Raw genomic sequence first — 16365 nt, 5'->3', positions numbered from 1 at the left:
AAGCTGGTGGCGGCGGCAGAGGTGGCGGGCGCGTCGAGGGGCATGGCGGGGCTCCGGGCGGCGGGAACGGGAGCGCCAGCTTATAGGTAAATTTTCCTTTTCGGAGAATTTTGAGAAAAGGCGGCTTTCGCGGGTTGCCTCACAGCAACCGCTGCGCCTTGAAGCTGGTGTGTCTGCCGCCCTTGCCGATGATGAGGTGGTCGTGGATGGTCAGCCCGACCGCGTTGGCGGCTCGGACGATCTCCTTGGTCATCTCGATGTCGGCGCGGCTGGGGGTCGGGTCGCCCGAGGGGTGGTTGTGGACCAGGATGACCGAGCTGGCCGCCAACTCCAGGGCGCGTTTCACCACCTCGCGCGGGTAGACCGGCGTGTGGTCCACGGTGCCGCGCTGCTGCACCTCGTCGGCGATCAGGATGTTCTTGCGGTCGAGGAACAGCAGGCGGAACTGCTCGGTCGGCTCATGCGCCATGGCCGCCGCGCAGTAATCCAGCAACGCCTGCCAGGAGGCCAGCACCGGCCGGTCGATCACCCGCTTCTGCATCGCCCGCAGCGCCGCCGCGCCGACGATCCGCACGGTGGCGACGGCGTTGTCGGTTCCCAGCGACACGCCCTCCGCCTTCAGCCCGCGCAGCCGTTCCGGCGGCGCGTTGACCACGCCCCAGAGATCGCCGAAGGTCCTGATCAGCGCCTTGGCCAGCGGCTTGACGTCGCGCTGGGCGGAGACGGCGAACAGCACCATCTCCAGCAACTCGTAATCCTCCAGCGCGTCGCTGCCCCGGTTTAGGAAGCGTCGGCGCAGGCGGTCACGGTGCCCGATGTAATGCGGCTCGTCCTCGGTCTCCCCGACCGGCGGTTCTGCCGGCGGGTCCACCGGCAACTCGGCCGGCAACCCGGCCGCCGGCTCGGCGGCCGAGGTCAAGGGAGCCGCCACCGAAGCCAGCAGGTCGGGAAACCCGTTGGCATCGCTCAGGCCGGTTCCCGCCGCACGCCGGCCCGTTCCACTCTTTTCGGTCTTTCCTGCCACCATCGTCGCATCGCCATACAATCGTGTGACGACGACTATACCGCCTCCGTGCGAGTGCGCACAGAAGACTTGCGCGCGATGATGGCGTTCTCCGTCAGGCGGAGGGCGCGGGGTAGGGTGGGGCCGTGTGGCCGGCCGGGGAGAGGGTGAAGATCTCCGCCCCGTCGGCGGTGACGCCGATGGAGTGCTCAAACTGGGCCGACAGCGACTTGTCCTTGGTCACGGCGGTCCAGCCGTCTCCCAGGATCTTCACGTCGGGGCGGCCGGCGTTGATCATCGGCTCGATGGTGAAGATCATGCCCTCGCGCAGCACCAGCCCCTCGCCGGGCTTGCCGAAATGCAGGACCGACGGCGGCTCATGGAACACTTGGCCCAGCCCGTGGCCGCAGAAATCGCGCACCACCGAATAGCGCTGCCCCTCCGCGAAGGTCTGGATGGCGTGGCCGATGTCGCCCAGCGTGGCGCCCGGCTTGACGACGGCGATGCCGATCATCAGCGCCTCGTAGGTCACCTCGACCAGCTTGCGCGCCTTCACCCCGACGTTGCCGCACAGGTACATGCGGCTGGAATCGCCGTACCAGCCGTCGAGGATCGGCGTCACGTCGATGTTCAGGATGTCGCCGTCCATCAGCCGCTTGTCGCCGGGGATGCCGTGGCAGACGACGTGGTTGATCGAGATGCAGTTGGCGCGCGGGAAGCCCCGGTAGCCGAGCGGACCCGGCACCGCGCCGTGGTCGCGGATGAACTGTTCGAGCAGCCGGTCGAGTTCGCCGGTGGTGATGCCCGGCTGCACATAGGGGGCGATGAAGTCGAGCGTCAGCGCGGCCAGATAGCCGGCCTTGCGCATGCCCTCGAACCCTTCCGGCCCATGCAGCCGCACGCGGTTGGATTCGACGTGGTTGTGTTCCAAGACGGTAAGCCCCCAAGCAGAACAGGCGATGGCGAACGAAAAACCGCCCCTCAAAGCCGCAGGGGCAGCGGTCGGTCCAATTCAATCGCTTCCGGCGTGATCGCGCAAGACCAACACAGCGCCTCCACGCCGGAATCCAGCGCGCGGCGCAGCCCGGCGTGATAGGCGGGATCGAGATCCTCCGCCGTCCGGAAATGGGTGCAATCGGTGCGCTGGACAAGATACAGCATCACCGCGCGGTGCCCTTGCGCCACCATCGCGGCCATCTCCTCCAGATGTTTGGCGCCGCGCGCGGTGACGCAGTCGGGGAACTCGGCGGCCAGCCCGTCGCCCTGGCCGGGGCGGCGCAGATGAACGTTCTTGACCTCGACATAGGCGGGCGGGCGGGAGTCGTCCTCCAGCAGCACGTCGATGCGGGAGTTCCGGCCGTATTTCACCTCGCGCTTGAGCCGGGCGTAGCCGGCCAGTTCCGGGATGGTGCCGGCGGCGATGGCGGCGGCGGCCAGCGCGTTGGGGTGCCCGGTGTTGACGCCGACCAGCCCCTCGCCCCAAGGGGGCGCCGCCTCGACCAGTTCCAGCGTGTGGGCCAGCTTGCGCTTGGGGTTGTCCGAGCGCGACAGCCACACCGCCGAGCCTGGCGTGTCCACCCCGATCATGCTGCCGGAGTTGGGGACATGGACGGTCACCGCCTCCCCGCCGAGATCGACATCGGCGAGGAAACGCTTGTAGCGGCGGATCAGGCGGCCTTGAAGAAGGGGGGTGGGAAAGCGCATCTTGGGCGCGACGCTAACCCCGCCCCCGTTCGCGCGCAAGACCCAGCCCTCCGGCCGGGGCGCGCTCACCAGCCCGGAGCTTCCCCGCGATGAACCCCACCGCCGCCGTGCTCGTCATCGGCAACGAGATCCTGTCGGGCCGGACCAAGGACGCCAACCTCGGCCACATCGCGGAGGCGCTGTCCGGCATCGGGGTCCGCCTGCGCGAGGCCCGCGTCGTCCCGGACCTGGAGGAGGAGATCGTCGCGGCGGTGAACGCGCTGCGCGCCCGCTACACCTACGTCTTCACCACCGGCGGCATCGGCCCGACCCACGACGACATCACCTCGGCCTGCGTCGCCAAGGCCTTTGGCGTCGCGCTGGAGCGCAACCCGGAGGCCGTCGCCCGGCTGGAGCGGCATTACGCGTCCGGCCACCTGAACGAGGCCCGGCTGCGCATGGCCAACATCCCGGCCGGCGGCGTCCTGATCGACAACCCGATCAGCCAGGCCCCCGGCTTCCAGCTCGGCAACGTCTTCGTGATGGCGGGGGTGCCGAACATCATGCAGGCGATGCTGGACGGCATCCTGCCGCGTCTGGCCGGTGGACCGCAGTTGCACGCCCGCACCGTGGCTTGCGAGTTGGGAGAGGGCGTGATCGCCGCCGAGCTCAGCGCCTTGCAGGACCGCCACCCGGATCTGGAGATCGGCAGCTATCCTTATTTCCGCCACGGCTTCTTCGGCGTCAGCCTCGTCCTGCGCGGCACCAACGAGGAGGAGGTGATCGCGGCGGCCGAGGAACTGGGTGGCATCATCCGCCAACTCGGGGGAACTCCCAACGTGACAATCGGCACGAAAGGCTAGGCCATCCGACCGGTTGCCTGTCCCGCCGGCCGCTCCATATTCCTGTCCGTGCAAGGGCCTTCGATGTCAGGCGTCGTGCCATGAAATCTTTTGAAAAAGCGGCGTTGCTGTTTCTCCTGCGCCATCTGCTGGCCGGCATCGCCGGCGCGGTGGTGCTGGGCAGCGGTATTCTGTGGTTCGACGTCGCCCGGCTCGCAACCTTGATCGGCAACAGCGAGTATGGCGTGGTCGCGGTGGTCATGCTCTACGCCAGCCTGATGCTGACCTTCGGCAGCCTTGCCATGGGCATCGGCATCATGACGCTGAACGAGGACAACCGTCCCTGACGGGGGCGGGACAACGACTTTAGAAGGGACCGAACCGCTCGTAGCCCCAGACCAACGCCACGATCAGCCCCAGCCAGATCGCGGCGTTGCGCACCACCGTGCCCCGATTGCGCCGCAACGCGTTTGGCACCACCAGCACGGCGACCATCGCCAGCGCGATCAGCGACATCCAATCCGCCGTTTCCATACGCCCGTCCACTCCTCCGATTGCAGCCTTTCCAATATGGGAATGATCGGCGGAATGCGCAGGGGGCTTGACCCTTTCCCCTCCGATTGTCTAAGTCATTGCGACGGGACGATGGGTTGCATTCAAGCGTATGCAACCCAGGGGATAAGCCGCAACGCGGTGCTCCGGTGTTCCGTGGACGATGCGCGGGCGTGGCGAAACAGGTAGACGCTAGGGACTTAAAATCCCTCGCCGCAAGGCATGCGGGTTCGACCCCCGCCGCCCGCACCATCCTGAAAGTAAACGATATTTCCCGAGCGTGACAGCTTGAGATCGGCGGGCTGGAAAAGCCTTAGGACCCACCCAGGACCCACGGGAGGCAATCCACAGCCACGCCCGCCGGATCAGACGAAGAACTCTTCATCGGGCAAGTCCAGATCGTAGATGGAGCCTCCCGCCTCGCCGTGCTGCGCCAGCGACACGGCGATGGCGCAGGCCACGGCCCCGTCGATCCGCTCCCGTGCCTTGCCCTTGCTGAACAGCCGGTTGCCGGCCCGGTCGGTCTCGACTTGGATGTTGTCGAAGCACCAGCGCAACACCTCGTGCCCGCCGTGCTGGAACTGGCGCCCGACGATGGCGCGCTCCAGCTCCTTGATCGCCGGCGCCATCGTGATCCAGCCTTGCCGTACCTCCACCGCCGGATAGCCGTCCTCGGTCAGCGTGTTCAGCGTCGAGCGGGCCAAGTGCGGGTCGATCCCCACCGACACCACGTTGAAGCGGTCGCACAGGTCGCGGATGCAGTCCTCCACCGCGCGGAAGTCCACCACGTTGCCGGGCGTCGGCTCGATCAGCCCGTCAGCCGCCCAGCGCACATAGGGCACCCCGTCCCGGTCCTGTCGGCCACGCAGGTTGTCGCCGGGGCAGAAGAAGTGCGGCAGCACCGCATAACCCGTCCCGACCCGCCAGCACGCCACCACCACCGTGAGGTCGCTGTTGCTCGACAGGTCCACACCCAGCCAGCATGGGGCTCCCGCCAGCGCGTCGAGGTCCAACGGCGCCGCGCCTTGATCGTAGACCGGCATTTCCACGAACGGGTCGGTCGAGTGATCGAGCCACACGTTCAGATGCAGTTGCTTGAACGCCTCCCGATCCGCCGGCCGGTTCTCGGCCTCCCGCGCGAGCTGCCGCAGCCCGTCCAGATCGGGGAAGCCATGGACCAAGCCGGGGTTCGCCCGGAACCACACCCGCTCGTCGCGCCAGTCCGCATCCGGCGCCGTCTCGAACAGCACCGGCAGGGTGCCGGGATCGTCGATTTCACCGCGGGCCACGCGGCGGGCATAATCCACGATGTCGTGAGCGACGTTCTGCTGACCGCGCCCGGCCGTGCTGATGACGACAGACAGGGAGCCGGGCACCTTCACCAGCCCCGTGCGAATCACGTCCCACAGGTCGCGCTTGGGCCAAGCGTGCAGCTCGTCCACCAGGGCGAAGGTGGGGGTGGTGCCGTGCGAGCGTGCCGCATCGCAGGAGATCGCCCGGAGCTGGCACCCGCTCTTGGGATGCTCGATGCGGTGCCGGTAGTCGATGAACCGGAGCTTGTCCCCGATGCGGGCGTCCTCCCGGCAGATGCCGGCGGCCTCCTCGAAACCGATGCGGGCCTGTTCGCGATCCGACGCGGCGAACAGCGCCAGCCCGCCGGGCACCCGCTCCGGGCCGATGGTGTGCAGCAGCCCCAGCCCGGCGCCAAGCGAGGTCTTGCGCCCGCCGCGCGGCAGCAGCATGACGACGTTGCGGACGATGCGCCGGCCGTCCGGGTGGCGCGGGCCGTAGATGCGTCGGACCAGGCGCTCTTGGAAGTCGTGGAGCTGGAAGCCGCGCTTGGGCAGGGTCGATTTCGGGTGGCGCAGCACGCGCAGGAAATCGACGGCGCGTTGCCCGAAGCCCAGCGGGTCGGGGATGTCGGAGCCGTCAGAGATCCAGGTCGGATAGGTCGTCATCGCTGTTTTCCGTGGGAGCGGCCTTGTTGCGGCTGGCCGGGGTCAAGCCCAGCTCGGCCGCCAGCCGGCGGCTTTCGGTCAGGGCCTGGAACATGGTCTGGAACGCGGGGTGGCGCCGCACCTCGCCCTTGGCGCTGGTGACGGTGTCGCCCTCGCTGGCAAGCGTCGCCTGCATGCGGCGCACGGTGCCGGCGGCGAGGCAGTACGCCTCCAGCATGGGCAGGTCTTCACGGGTGATCGTCTTGCGGGCGCGCAAGCCCGGCACGACGCGGCGCCATTCGGCTTTCGCCTCGCCTGGAAGCCAGGACGGCACGGGCGGCAGCCGGGCAAGCCCGCCCTCGATGGCCTTCAGTTCCGGTTTCCGTCCACGCATCGCGCCATCCCCTTATCCGATTTGCTCAATTCGCCTCTCTCGGGAGCGAGACCCCCAACCGGTACCCGGCCCCGCTCCAGGAAATTGCAGACCCCCTATCCCCAACCCCTTGCTATCCCTGCCTTTTCCCGTGGGTTTTGCGGTTGTGGTGCAGCCGGCAAAGGGTCTGGAGGTTCGCGGGGTCAAGCCGCCCCTCCGGTCGCTCCCGGATGCTGGCCTTGTGGTCCACGTCCACGCCCTCGGTCGATCCGCAGACCACGCAGCCGGGCTGCATCGCCAGATGGGCGCGACGCAGCCGGTACCAGTCCGAGTCATAGCCGCGCTGGTGACGGTTGGGGCGGGCGGCCTCGGCAGCCCTGGAACAGCGTGGGCACGCCCGGCCGGCGGGGACCAGGGCGCCGCACTTGCAGACACGAGACGGAGCGTACGGCATGCGGGAGTGACCTGATTTCCGGGGTAACCGAGGTAACCGAGGTTACCGCGTTGATTTTGCATGTAGTTCTCCGGTTACCCCGGCCCGAAGCGTCGGGGTAACCGGGGTAACCGGCGGGGTAACCGTCAGGCCGGCGGGTTGGCGGTGGGGGCGTTGACCGGGTGCCCGAGGATCGCCACGGCCCCCAGGTTCGCGGCGCTGGCGTTGCCGGCCGGGGTGACGGTGAGGCGCTGGTACCGCTTGCCCCCGACATAGCCCAGCTTCCGGGCCTTGCCGTCGTCGGCGTGAGTGAAGCCGGCCAGGGCCTCGGTGCCCACCAGCAGCGCATCGGGCACGGCCTCCGCGTCGGACAGATCGGCCGCGTCGCCGTGATCCATCCGCACGGTGAAGGTGGCGTCCGCATCGGCCAGCGCCCCCGCCAGGATGACGAAGGTCACGGAGCCGAAGCCCAGCCGATCCACGATGGCGGACACCACGGGCGTGTTGTCGGTCGGCGCGGTGCCCGGCGGGATGACGGTGACGGGGTGGATGTTGTTCAGCAGGTCGCGCATGGGTGTTCCTCCTTCAACTCGCGGCCACGATCAGCTTGCGCAGCGCTTCCGACTTGCGGACACCACCGGCAACCCGCTTGCGGGCGTGGAAACGGCACTTGCCCTTGGTGCGCTGGGTCAGGTCGTCGCGCAGCAGGGAGAAGCCCACCCGGTCGAACACCCGGTAGCCTTGGGCGAAGTCACCGAACACCAGGGGCACGGCGCCGCCGGCCACGTCGGGCAGGTCGGGCAGCTCCACCACCGGCCGCCCCAGGATGGTGGTGACGGGCGAGCCGGCCAGCCCCGACATGGACAGCAGGTATTCGCCCCCGGTGGTCTTCAGTTTGCGGATCGCCCCCAGCGTGGTGGAGTTCATCCCCCACACGGCATTCGTCCGGTAGGGCGAGGGGAGCGCGTGGAACAGGTCGATCAGCGAGTCGGCGGTGATCTTCGCCGCGTCGCCGCTCGCCACGGTCGGGATGCTGGTGTCCGACATGAAGCCCATGGGGCGCTTCACGCCGTTGCCGGTGACGAAGGCTTCGCCCTCGGCCTGCCCGAACTCTTCCGCCAAGTCGGCGGCCAGCTCGCCGAAGATATCGACGGCGGCGTCCTCCAGCGTGGAGAAGGACACGTCGATGAAGGCGGTCAGCTCCTTCACCTCGTAGGCCGACTTGCCGTAGCGGCTGGCGGTCTCGGTGTCCTCCCGGTCCTCCAGCTCCTCCACCCACGTCGCGGTGGGGCGGCCGATGCGCTTGGGCAACTCCACCGAACCGCGCGCCGTGCTGCGCACCGTGGCGAGCTGGCGCACGGGCGACCACAGGACGATGTTCTTGTCCACCTCGGCGATGAACTCGGCGGGCGCCAGATAGCCGGCGCTGGGATCGTCGCCCGTGCGTAGGGACTTCACCTCGCCGAACTCCAGCCCGGCCACGCCGTGACGGAGATAGCCCTCGAACGCCTTGCGCTCGGGCGCCTCGTCCGCCTTCTTCTCGGGAACCAGGGCGCCCGGCCGGCGCAGCGCGGTTTCCACCTTGCCCAGCCGGTCGGTGAGCGGCGCCAGCGCGGTGGTGATGGCGGCGGTCATCTTGGTCTCGACCCCGGCCACCAGCTCGGCCGTCTTGGTCTCCAGCGCGGCCAGATCGGGCGCGGTGGTCTCGTCTTCCATGGTGCTCTCCTCGGTGTTGGCCGCACTCACGGCCGGGGCAGACTTCACGCTCAGCACCCGCGCCCGGCTCGATGCCGGACGGCGCACGATGCTGACTTCCTGAAGGGTGACTTCGGCCAGCACCCGCCGGCCGGTGGTGTCGCGGTGGGCCTTGGTGGCGACGAAGCCGATGGACAGCCCATCGAGCCGGCCGCCGCGCAGGTCCGCCAGCGTCGCCGGATCGGTCACGACGCCGCGAACCTTCAAGCCGATGTCGTCCTCGCTGGCTTCGATCCACCGGCCGATGGGCAAGCCCTTGTGCTCGCGCAGCATCAGCGGCAGCCCGGCGGTGAGGCTGGCGTGGTAGGCGCCCGCCTGCACCACGTCATTGACTGCATCGGCCGGGCCTCCGAACAGGCTGGCGTAGCCGATCACTTCGCCCTCGGGGGAGACCTTCACCTCAAGCATGGGTGCGCTCCGTGGTCGGGGCCGGCGCGGTGTTGACCGGGCGCATGAAGGTCTCGCCCCCGGCATAGGGCGGGCGGTTCTCCATGGCGCGGGCTTCGTTCGGGTTCAGGATGCCGGCGGAAATCGCGCTGCTCATCGCCGTGAAGCGGGCGGCGATGTCGGCGCGGGCCAGATCGTCCACCAGGAACTCGAAGTAGAGGGTTTCCCGTTCCTCGGGCGTCAGCAGCGTAATCGCCATGGCGTCGCACCACAGGCGCAGGATCGGCAGCATGCAGAAGGTCAGGAACTGCTGCCCCATGCTCTCCGCGTTGGCGTGGGTGGCGCGGTCCATCTCGTTGACCAGATGCAGCGGCACCCGCCAGAAGCGGCTCACCTCCTCCACCTGAAAGCGGCGCATCTCCAAGGTCTGCGCATCCACGCTGTTCAACTGGACCTGTTGGAAGTCCATGTCCTCGCTCAGGATCATGGTCCGCTTGCCGGTCACGCCCTGATAGAAGTTGGAGAACATGGAGCGGACGCGGCGGAACTGGTCTTCGGTCAGCCGGCCCTTGACCTTCAACATGCCCGAGGGCTTGGCGCCGTTGCCGAACAGGGAGCCGCAGTGGTGCTCCAGGGTGAGGGACAGGCCGATGGCCTCCCGGCCCAGCGTGACGGGCGAGGCGCCCTTGTGAACGTCCAGCCCCACGCCCCGGATGTGCAGGATCTCGGAGCGGTCATACTCGCGGGCGGGCAGCGCCGGGTTGCCGGTGGCGACCATGTAGACGGGCGCCATGGTGCGCGGGTCCTGACGGACGGAGACGGTGCGGGGATCGAGCGGGATCAGCTCCACCACCCGGCCGGCGGCGTCGCGGTTGACGAAGGCGTAGGCGTTGCCGTGGGTGGCGAAGTGGGTTCCCAGCACGAGGCGGAACTCGCTGGCCGGGGTCCAGTCGTTCGCGGCCTTGGTCACCAGCGCGGAGAGGGGATGGTCGGTGGCGCGCTCCCGGTCGTCGCCCTTGCGGCGGTACAGGTGCGGGGTCAGTTGCTCGATGGTCTCGGCAATCACCTTGATGCAGGCGAAGGAGACCGAACAGCGCATGGCGGCCTCGGGCGAGACGGACACCCCCGCAGCGGTGGGCAGCGCGCCGCCGGTCAGCACCTCGTAACCGTCATCGCTCTTGCGCTCGATCCCCTTGAAGAATGCTTTGATGCCCGTGAACATTCACGCCAATCCTTGCGATTTATCTGCAAGTTCAGCATCAGAACAAACATTGTAAAGATAGAAATGAAAAATGCGCGCGTTAGTTTTTCTCGTGCTTTCTTGAGTTTTCTCTGTCTTTCTTTCTTAATATTTTTTGCTGCGACCTATCTATCGACGGAGGGGATGCGACTCACTCTTCAGGGCAATCCCTGCGGCGGCCAGCAGATCCCGAACCGTCGCCTGCTGTGCCTCGGTCGGCGGGGGCAAGTCATCGTCGGGCCGGTCGTGGGGCGGCAAGGCGCGGGTGCCGCTGCTGCCCTTGGCGATCACGTCCAGGCGCCGCCACTGCTCCCGGAGGGCTGACCGTTCGGCATCCAGGGCCGCGTCCAACTCGGGCCAACTCGGCCACCACGTCGGTCGGCCGGTGACGGAAACGCGCTTCAGAACACGGTCAAGCGTGCTGGGGTCGTTGATGATCGCGGCCGGGTACTCGGCCCGCAGGATCGATGAGACGGCTCCCATCAGCTTGCTCGCGGGCGGCAGTTCCTTGCCGGCGCACAGGTTCGCCAGATGGGCGATGAACGCCTCGGCCTCCGCTTGGGTAGCCGGCAGGGAGCGTACCTTCAGTGCACCCAGCGCATGCACGGCATCGCGCCTCATCGTCTCGGTGATGACGGCCGGCGGCTGCCAGGGGAGCGGCTTGGCTTCGGTGCCATGCTCGGTGAACACGACGGTCTCAGGCACTTTCAGCGCAGCCTGCAAGGTCGCGGTCAAGTATTCGTTGGAAGGGGTTTGCCGGGGCCGAAGGCCGTACGGGTTGAACGGAACGACGTTGCTCATGGAGCTTTCCCTCGGGCATCGGGCGGTTTCGGGTGACGATGGCGTCGGCAATCGGCTGGTCGAAGAAGGCCAGCGCGGCAGGGGGCGATTGCGACCTTTCGGCCATGGTGTGGCAGATGGCGGTGAAGACTCCCTCGCACAGATCGACATCGGCACCAGCGGCAAGCCAGCGCTGGGCGAACACGAGGTCCTTGGCTTGGGGGTGGGGCCGGCGGTGTTCTTCGCCGTAGGCTACGGCTCGGGCATTGTCGAAAGCGCGGATGATCCCCTTGGCGGCAGACGTTGCGCCCGTACGCGTTTCAACAACACAGACTCTTGATGGATCTAATAACGGATCGGCGGAACCTCGTTCCCCCTGGTCTGGAGCCACGTTCCGGGCGGAAGCTCCTTCCGGGCGGAACGTGCTTCCCCCTGATGAGGGGAGCCCGGAATCTCCTTTCCCCTGGTCAGCGAGGGCACCCGGAACCTCATTCCGCCCGGAAGGAGCTTCCGCCCGGAACGTCGTTCCCTCTGCTTCTTGCTCTACCGCTTGGGCTTCGGCTCGATTGGTCCCCTCGTCGCGTGCCACCAGTTCATCGAGGTTGAAGCGGTACTCCCTCGGCCGGTGCTGACCCGGCCGCTCTTCGGCAACCAGGACCAGGACATTGATCGCCACCAAGGCGCGCATCGCCTCACGGACGGCCCGATCCGAAATCGAGCAGTCGCGGGCGATGCGGGCATTGCTGGGGAACACCCGCCCTCCATCATCGTCAGCGAAATCAGCCAAGCGGGCAGCCACCAGCTTCTGGGTTCCGCTGGGAAGCGTTGTGCGCCAGACCAGAGCGGAAACGCGAAGGCTCATGTGGGTCTCCCTCCAGCCATGGGCGCTGCATCAGGCTGGAACCGCCAGAAATGGCGGATGCGCTCATTGTCCGAGTTCATGCCGTGGCGATCCGTCCGCTGAAGCTCGGGCGCCGACATGGTCAGTGCTCCACCCCGAGCCACAGCGTCGGCACACCGTCCCCGCGCCAATCGCGGGCGGCGGCAAGCGCGTCGGTGAAGCTGTGGGTGTCGTGGACGATGCACCGGCCACCGTCCTCGTCGATGTAGGTGGCGAGGAACAGCGGTCGGCCGGTTCTCTTCTGGGAAAACCGCTCCATGACGAGAACCGGGAATTCGGGGATGGCGAACATAGTCACTCCCCGAACTCACTGGTGGAGTGGACCAGCTTGCCCAGCCGCTTCAGCGCCCAGCGGTCGAGTTCTTCGACCGGATAGAGGGGGGTGCGGTTCTCCCCTTTGTTGAAGGCGGGGCCTCCACCGACGCTCGCCTTCTTCGCCAGCGTAGTGCTTGCGATCGTGATGCCATGGACCAGGGCGAGATACTCGGATGCCTCCCAGCGCCGCAGGCGCGGCTTGCGCAGGGCCGGCGGAAGGCAAAGCTCGGGCGTCTGCGGCCGGAGATTATCCGGCCGCCCATTCAAGGTTGTCATTTCCAAAGTTCTCCTAGGTTAGGGTGCGCCCTTGTCGGCGGCACCTTTAATCAACTCGACATGGACCAGTGGACGTTCAGCTCGCTCAATCAACGTGGATCCTAGTGCATTCAAGTCGAGTACTATGATAGGGCCAGAAAATCTTGCATCGTTCGAAACACCGTCATTACATGCGGCATCAACGGAACTGTGCCAAATGTGAGATCCATCAGCCCACCAGATGAAGAATCGGGTGGGTATTACACGGCCTTTTCCAGCTTGGGTGATAGTTTGGCGCTGAAGATACCCAGCTTGGAAACCCCAACCATGCCCAGTATCCAATTCGCGCATCTTGGCGAGGAATTCAGCAGGATCAAGCTCACCCTTGACTTCTCTTTCCTTAATAAGTTCCTCGATTTCTTGGCGCTGAGTAACGATTTTCTCATAAAGCTGAGGAGCCCACTCGTACGCCCGAAGATGATCGCCCTCATAGGCTTCCTGCCACTGAAGGGCATGCCAGACGATGCCGATAGCGCACCAACTTGCCACCTCCTTCGCTTGCTGTGGGCCGATCCCACGGTCGGACAAGAGCTTGAGGGTCCACATTTCCGCTACGGCAAACGCATCGAAGCGGGCATGGCCCTCATTGCTCGGAAGGATCGCCCGCCGACGCCAATCGCGCTGTTGTGCGGTTGAGACGTTGGTGATCCGCTCGGCTTCACCGGGGGTGAAGGTAGAAAGTATGGTCGCGATGTTCATGCGTGAGAGATATCACGCTTTGCAAAACGTGGCAAGCACCACGCTTCCCATATCTTCCTGTCGTTAAGCCTGCAACGCCCCCGCTACGCGGTCGCAAAGCTTTGTCATGTTAACGACAATAGCCGAACTTCCTTCCTGCTGGTTGCTGCCAAACAAATCCCACATGGGGACCTGATAACTTTCGGCGCAAACGACAGAGACGTTATCCGCTTCCACTTCTCCATCCTTAGGAGGTCGAACAATAAGGAGGGTTGTTCCATTGGAAAAATTCTGTCCAGGCGCTCGGAAGTTTTTCAAGTCTTCTGTTGTGGGGGAGTTTCCATAATAAGCAATTGCATTTCCTACATCGGTAAAGCCAATAGCAATAAATGAAGCCCTAGAGACTGCAACGCCATGGCGAACCAATTCAGCGACTAATGAGATATGAATTGCTCTTCGCATGCTAAAGAGACGCATTCTCCCCGTGCCCGGCGAATCATCATCATCGTTGATGACAAGCATCTTGCGTGCGAGCCAATTTTGAAGGGTTGCTAGCGGCAGCTCAGCCGCAGCAGCCACCTGCGCTGTCGTGAAACGTGGAACCGCAATGTTTGAGTGCATGGCGCATCCTAACCTAATCGATTGTGCAGAGATGCTACGCCGTTAATTTATAGATGTCAATTGACACTTGCAAACTGAGCGCATTCAAACCCCCTAACCATCCGAGAGGGTCATAAAGCCAACCCTCTTGGATGGTTAGGGGGAGCTACAACGCCAGCGCCACTACCCATGAACTGGGGAGGGTAGTGGGCGAGAGGGCTTTAATATGACGCTAACCTCGCCCCAGCAGCTCCTCGTATCGAAGCGCCGGTACCTTCCAACCCCTCCCACAATGACGTTGGGAGAATCACGTAGGGACGCGCCTTGGCGTGGATGTCTTCTTCAACCGCCTCACGGTGCAACGAGCCGAAATACCGGCCTTGCCCAAAGAGCTTGAGGTTGGCCTCCAATGGAATGATACCGAGACGAGAAATATCGGCGGTGATACTTTGCCAAAGCCGGATATCGACTGCTGCTATATTGTCCACTGTCATATGTGTAAAGAAGGCAAACTTGGCAAGGATACCGGCGGGGGTTGTCGCTTGTGTCGGCTCCCACATTTGGTTCGAGGCGTAATCCAGCGCATCAGTTGCGGCTTGGCTTCGATCCCAGGCGGCTCGGAATTCAGGGTGGTTCCTCCCTAGTTTGCGAAGTGATTCTAGAGGGGCAGCCAGACGGTCATCCTCGCTGCTAGCCGCGAGCCATGCGAGATAGGCGGCAACTACTGGATCATCAGCAGTTTCAACTGCGCATTTCGCAGGCTCATCAGCGCAAAGGGCGTCGGTAGCAGCGACACCCTTTGCAGCGCCGCCAGCGCCAGGGGTGTCCAGATTGTGGACGCCCTTGGTCGGGTCGGTGCTGAGGGCCTCCGGAATGTAGAGGCCCTTGCCCCCTTGCTCGAGATACACCCCCGTCAGGAAGGTCAGCACCTGCTCGACGGATTCCGTGTGGTTGTCGCTTTCGCCGGCCGCCATACCAAGATGGCCGGTCACCATCCGCAGCTTGACCAGCGCGTCGGCAATGCTGCCCGGCGGGGTGGTGTGGATGAGTAGGACCATGTCCAGCGCGTCCAGGACGAGATCCTCGTGGTCTTTGCCATCGCTTGCTTCCGCAGCCGCTCGCGCCGCTTCGGCCGCTGCGATTTCCACCTCGGCTTCGGCGAAGGTAAACCCGAAGCGGGGGAGGAGGGTCGACGGTGCCCCAACATGGGGCATCGCCCGTACCGGAGTGCCGTCACCGTTTCGGTGGTCGCCGAAACGATCAACCCTCCCCACGGTGGGGAGAGTGGTTTCCTTCACGGTGGCAGAAACCCCCATGTCGGTCAGCAGCCGGCGGGCTTCCTGTTCCGCCGCCGCCTTCGCGGCCTCGAAGCTGTTGGCCGGAGCACCCGCGATGCCGGTCGTGAACTGCGGGCCGATGTGCAGTTCCCACGCGATGATGCGCGGGTGCGGCCCGGCCGGCGGGATGTCGAAGGCGATCAGCTCATAGGGGCCGATGAAGGCGCGTTCGGCGCTGGTCGCGCTCCACATCTCGGAGAGGCGGCGCCAAGTGATGGACGGGACGATAGGCAAAGCGGAGGCGTTCGCGCCCATGGGCGCGTCGATCATCGCGAGCATATTCAACTCCGTGGCTTGTGGTCGTCCGATTTCACCGAACGGCCGGTTGGTCTGGAAGGGGCGGAATAGAGTTCCGGTGCTTGGGGGATTAGCAGCTGGCGTCGGTAATCCCGACGTCAGCCGGGCGATTGCTGGATTACTGTTCCGGGTATCGGGAGTTGTCCGGTTTCGCTGGACAGTCGGGCAGATGGTCGAGTTCGCCCCGGTCCTCTTCCGGCTCAAGGTCCGGGTTGCCGTCGCGGGCGTCCAGTTCGGCCAGAAGGGCGTCGATGGCGGCTTCGATCATCGGGCGGGGCCAGCGCGCCAGCAGGGCCGGCGGCGGGCAAGGCTTGGGCGTGGCGAGAAACGCTCGCATGGGGTGCCTCAGGCGTTGAACGGCAGCAGATTATCGGTCATAATGACCGACATGAGGTATATTATCCCGAGCGAGATTCAAATCAAGATGAAAAGTCCGATATCGGATGAAACATCCGTTTCTCCGGCTCAGTGCCGGGCGGCACGGGCTTTGATCGAGTGGACCCGCGATGATCTTGCGGCGGCTGCCCAGACGGCCCGCTCCACGCTTGCGGACTTCGAGGCGAACAAGCGCCAACCCCACCCCCGCACCATCGCCGCGATCCGCACAGCATTGGAGGCGGCCGGCGTGGAGTTCATCCCCGAGAACGGGGGCGGGGCCGGGGTACGATTGAGGAAAGACGTCACCGCGAGCGCAGTCCTATGACGCGCTCACCCTCTCGAATCATTCGCGATGTCGTTTGGCATGAGCACATCTTCAGCCCTCTCGCCGACCTGGAAGGGGATGGGGTAGAGGGGCGCTTTGACGCGATCGAGGAGAGGAACGGAAAGATCTCGGTCTTGGACGTAGAGAGCGACACTATCCTCTGCGAGTGCGACACCCACGAGGAAGCCATGAATGCAGCTCAGGAAGCAGCCAACCTTTGGCGCCCTGCTACCA

At 65.5% G+C, this 16365-nt stretch carries 21 protein-coding genes and 1 tRNA gene; 4 read left to right on the top strand and 18 right to left on the bottom strand.

Features of this window, described 5'->3' with window-relative positions; genetic code table 11:
• Positions 1-139: 139 nt before the first annotated feature.
• The 3 genes from radC to sfsA all read right to left on the bottom strand — a co-directional run bounded on the left by radC (position 140) and on the right by sfsA (position 2707).
• Complete coding sequence (gene radC, locus EJ913_RS04280; protein WP_244939250.1) at positions 140-1024, bottom strand: RadC family protein; 885 nt, start codon at positions 1022-1024, stop codon at positions 140-142.
• A 94-nt stretch (positions 1025-1118) separates the two neighbouring features.
• Positions 1119-1934, bottom strand: coding sequence for a type I methionyl aminopeptidase (gene map, locus EJ913_RS04275; protein WP_126995109.1), 816 nt, complete (start codon positions 1932-1934; stop codon positions 1119-1121).
• 50 nt (positions 1935-1984) lie between these two features.
• Positions 1985-2707 (bottom strand): DNA/RNA nuclease SfsA, encoded by a 723-nt coding sequence (gene sfsA / locus EJ913_RS04270; protein ID WP_126995462.1) that lies wholly within the window; start codon positions 2705-2707, stop codon positions 1985-1987.
• Positions 2708-2796: 89 nt separating this feature from the next.
• On the opposite strand from sfsA, the gene EJ913_RS04265 reads away from it, so the two are divergent.
• Together EJ913_RS04265 and EJ913_RS04260 are read left to right on the top strand one after the other, a co-directional pair.
• Positions 2797-3549 carry a competence/damage-inducible protein A gene (locus EJ913_RS04265; RefSeq protein ID WP_126995107.1) on the top strand — a complete coding sequence of 251 codons (753 nt, stop codon included), beginning with the start codon at positions 2797-2799 and terminating at the stop codon, positions 3547-3549.
• Between the two features lie 80 nt (positions 3550-3629).
• Positions 3630-3875: a hypothetical protein gene (locus EJ913_RS04260; protein ID WP_126995105.1), complete on the top strand. Its 246-nt coding sequence runs from the start codon at positions 3630-3632 to the stop codon at positions 3873-3875.
• A 19-nt stretch (positions 3876-3894) separates the two neighbouring features.
• Here EJ913_RS04260 and EJ913_RS31525 read toward each other — a convergent pair whose 3' ends face one another.
• Positions 3895-4062 carry a hypothetical protein gene (locus tag EJ913_RS31525; protein ID WP_185909681.1) on the bottom strand — a complete coding sequence of 56 codons (168 nt, stop codon included), beginning with the start codon at positions 4060-4062 and terminating at the stop codon, positions 3895-3897.
• A gap of 185 nt (positions 4063-4247) precedes the next feature.
• On the opposite strand from EJ913_RS31525, the gene EJ913_RS04255 reads away from it, so the two are divergent.
• Positions 4248-4332, top strand: a tRNA-Leu gene (locus EJ913_RS04255).
• 113 nt (positions 4333-4445) lie between these two features.
• Here EJ913_RS04255 and EJ913_RS04250 read toward each other — a convergent pair.
• The 14 genes from EJ913_RS04250 to EJ913_RS04185 form a co-directional block, all read right to left on the bottom strand.
• A complete protein-coding gene (locus tag EJ913_RS04250; protein ID WP_126995103.1) occupies positions 4446-6038 on the bottom strand; it encodes a terminase large subunit in 1593 nt (530 codons plus the stop codon).
• Positions 6010-6411, bottom strand: coding sequence for a phage terminase small subunit P27 family (locus tag EJ913_RS04245; RefSeq protein WP_126995101.1), 402 nt, complete (start codon positions 6409-6411; stop codon positions 6010-6012). Before EJ913_RS04245 ends, EJ913_RS04250 begins: the two co-directional genes overlap by 29 nt.
• A 112-nt stretch (positions 6412-6523) precedes the next feature.
• Positions 6524-6844 (bottom strand): HNH endonuclease signature motif containing protein, encoded by a 321-nt coding sequence (locus EJ913_RS04240; protein ID WP_126995099.1) that lies wholly within the window; start codon positions 6842-6844, stop codon positions 6524-6526.
• A 125-nt stretch (positions 6845-6969) separates the two neighbouring features.
• Entirely contained in the window at positions 6970-7395 is a 426-nt protein-coding gene (locus EJ913_RS04235) for a hypothetical protein (RefSeq protein WP_126995097.1), read from the bottom strand.
• Between the two features lie 13 nt (positions 7396-7408).
• The gene (locus EJ913_RS04230; protein WP_185909680.1) at positions 7409-8986 is read right to left on the bottom strand and encodes a phage major capsid protein; all 1578 of its coding nucleotides are present in this window, start codon (positions 8984-8986) and stop codon (positions 7409-7411) included.
• Positions 8979-10187, bottom strand: a complete 1209-nt coding sequence (locus EJ913_RS04225) for a phage portal protein (protein WP_126995093.1) — start codon at positions 10185-10187, stop codon at positions 8979-8981. Before EJ913_RS04225 ends, EJ913_RS04230 begins: the two co-directional genes overlap by 8 nt.
• A gap of 147 nt (positions 10188-10334) precedes the next feature.
• Complete coding sequence (locus EJ913_RS04220) at positions 10335-10940, bottom strand: hypothetical protein (RefSeq protein WP_244939236.1); 606 nt, start codon at positions 10938-10940, stop codon at positions 10335-10337.
• Positions 10903-11847 carry a helix-turn-helix domain-containing protein gene (locus tag EJ913_RS04215; RefSeq protein WP_126995091.1) on the bottom strand — a complete coding sequence of 315 codons (945 nt, stop codon included), beginning with the start codon at positions 11845-11847 and terminating at the stop codon, positions 10903-10905. Before EJ913_RS04215 ends, EJ913_RS04220 begins: the two co-directional genes overlap by 38 nt.
• Before the next feature lie 121 nt (positions 11848-11968).
• Positions 11969-12178 carry a hypothetical protein gene (locus EJ913_RS04210; RefSeq protein ID WP_126995089.1) on the bottom strand — a complete coding sequence of 70 codons (210 nt, stop codon included), beginning with the start codon at positions 12176-12178 and terminating at the stop codon, positions 11969-11971.
• A 2-nt stretch (positions 12179-12180) separates the two neighbouring features.
• A complete protein-coding gene (locus tag EJ913_RS04205) occupies positions 12181-12477 on the bottom strand; it encodes a hypothetical protein (protein ID WP_211098870.1) in 297 nt (98 codons plus the stop codon).
• A gap of 18 nt (positions 12478-12495) precedes the next feature.
• Positions 12496-13215, bottom strand: coding sequence for a MerR family transcriptional regulator (locus tag EJ913_RS04200; protein ID WP_126995087.1), 720 nt, complete (start codon positions 13213-13215; stop codon positions 12496-12498).
• 63 nt (positions 13216-13278) lie between these two features.
• On the bottom strand, positions 13279-13815 hold the full coding sequence (locus tag EJ913_RS04195) for a MerR family transcriptional regulator (RefSeq protein WP_126995085.1): 537 nt from the start codon (positions 13813-13815) through the stop codon (positions 13279-13281).
• Between the two features lie 200 nt (positions 13816-14015).
• Positions 14016-15410 (bottom strand): hypothetical protein, encoded by a 1395-nt coding sequence (locus tag EJ913_RS04190; RefSeq protein ID WP_126995083.1) that lies wholly within the window; start codon positions 15408-15410, stop codon positions 14016-14018.
• Positions 15411-15546: 136 nt separating this feature from the next.
• The gene (locus tag EJ913_RS04185; protein ID WP_126995081.1) at positions 15547-15765 is read right to left on the bottom strand and encodes a hypothetical protein; all 219 of its coding nucleotides are present in this window, start codon (positions 15763-15765) and stop codon (positions 15547-15549) included.
• A gap of 42 nt (positions 15766-15807) precedes the next feature.
• Between EJ913_RS04185 and EJ913_RS04180 the strand changes: the two genes are divergently transcribed.
• The gene (locus EJ913_RS04180; protein WP_342353704.1) at positions 15808-16131 is read left to right on the top strand and encodes a helix-turn-helix domain-containing protein; all 324 of its coding nucleotides are present in this window, start codon (positions 15808-15810) and stop codon (positions 16129-16131) included.
• Positions 16132-16365 lie beyond the last annotated feature (234 nt).

It is taken from the genome of Azospirillum doebereinerae (assembly GCF_003989665.1).
GTDB lineage: Bacteria > Pseudomonadota > Alphaproteobacteria > Azospirillales > Azospirillaceae > Azospirillum > Azospirillum doebereinerae.
Note: the sequence above shows the minus strand (reverse complement) of the source record. Positions and strands in the feature narration are given on the sequence as shown.

What these genes read in the sequence shown, in the direction of transcription:
- EJ913_RS04225 (WP_126995093.1), bottom strand. Translation starts at nt 10,187, where the DNA reads ATGTTCACGGGCATCAAAGCATTCTTCAAGGGGATCGAGCGCAAGAGC.
- EJ913_RS04180 (WP_342353704.1), top strand. Translation starts at nt 15,808, where the DNA reads ATGACCGACATGAGGTATATTATCCCGAGCGAGATTCAAATCAAGATG.
- EJ913_RS04200 (WP_126995087.1), bottom strand. Translation starts at nt 13,215, where the DNA reads ATGAACATCGCGACCATACTTTCTACCTTCACCCCCGGTGAAGCCGAG.
- EJ913_RS04195 (WP_126995085.1), bottom strand. Translation starts at nt 13,815, where the DNA reads ATGCACTCAAACATTGCGGTTCCACGTTTCACGACAGCGCAGGTGGCT.
- EJ913_RS04265 (WP_126995107.1), top strand. Translation starts at nt 2,797, where the DNA reads ATGAACCCCACCGCCGCCGTGCTCGTCATCGGCAACGAGATCCTGTCG.
- EJ913_RS04240 (WP_126995099.1), bottom strand. Translation starts at nt 6,844, where the DNA reads ATGCCGTACGCTCCGTCTCGTGTCTGCAAGTGCGGCGCCCTGGTCCCC.
- EJ913_RS04250 (WP_126995103.1), bottom strand. Translation starts at nt 6,038, where the DNA reads ATGACGACCTATCCGACCTGGATCTCTGACGGCTCCGACATCCCCGAC.
- sfsA (WP_126995462.1), bottom strand. Translation starts at nt 2,707, where the DNA reads ATGCGCTTTCCCACCCCCCTTCTTCAAGGCCGCCTGATCCGCCGCTAC.
- EJ913_RS04185 (WP_126995081.1), bottom strand. Translation starts at nt 15,765, where the DNA reads ATGCGAGCGTTTCTCGCCACGCCCAAGCCTTGCCCGCCGCCGGCCCTG.
- EJ913_RS31525 (WP_185909681.1), bottom strand. Translation starts at nt 4,062, where the DNA reads ATGGAAACGGCGGATTGGATGTCGCTGATCGCGCTGGCGATGGTCGCC.
- EJ913_RS04215 (WP_126995091.1), bottom strand. Translation starts at nt 11,847, where the DNA reads ATGAGCCTTCGCGTTTCCGCTCTGGTCTGGCGCACAACGCTTCCCAGC.
- EJ913_RS04190 (WP_126995083.1), bottom strand. Translation starts at nt 15,410, where the DNA reads ATGCTCGCGATGATCGACGCGCCCATGGGCGCGAACGCCTCCGCTTTG.
- EJ913_RS04205 (WP_211098870.1), bottom strand. Translation starts at nt 12,477, where the DNA reads ATGACAACCTTGAATGGGCGGCCGGATAATCTCCGGCCGCAGACGCCC.
- EJ913_RS04235 (WP_126995097.1), bottom strand. Translation starts at nt 7,395, where the DNA reads ATGCGCGACCTGCTGAACAACATCCACCCCGTCACCGTCATCCCGCCG.
- EJ913_RS04230 (WP_185909680.1), bottom strand. Translation starts at nt 8,986, where the DNA reads ATGCTTGAGGTGAAGGTCTCCCCCGAGGGCGAAGTGATCGGCTACGCC.
- EJ913_RS04245 (WP_126995101.1), bottom strand. Translation starts at nt 6,411, where the DNA reads ATGCGTGGACGGAAACCGGAACTGAAGGCCATCGAGGGCGGGCTTGCC.
- EJ913_RS04210 (WP_126995089.1), bottom strand. Translation starts at nt 12,178, where the DNA reads ATGTTCGCCATCCCCGAATTCCCGGTTCTCGTCATGGAGCGGTTTTCC.
- EJ913_RS04260 (WP_126995105.1), top strand. Translation starts at nt 3,630, where the DNA reads ATGAAATCTTTTGAAAAAGCGGCGTTGCTGTTTCTCCTGCGCCATCTG.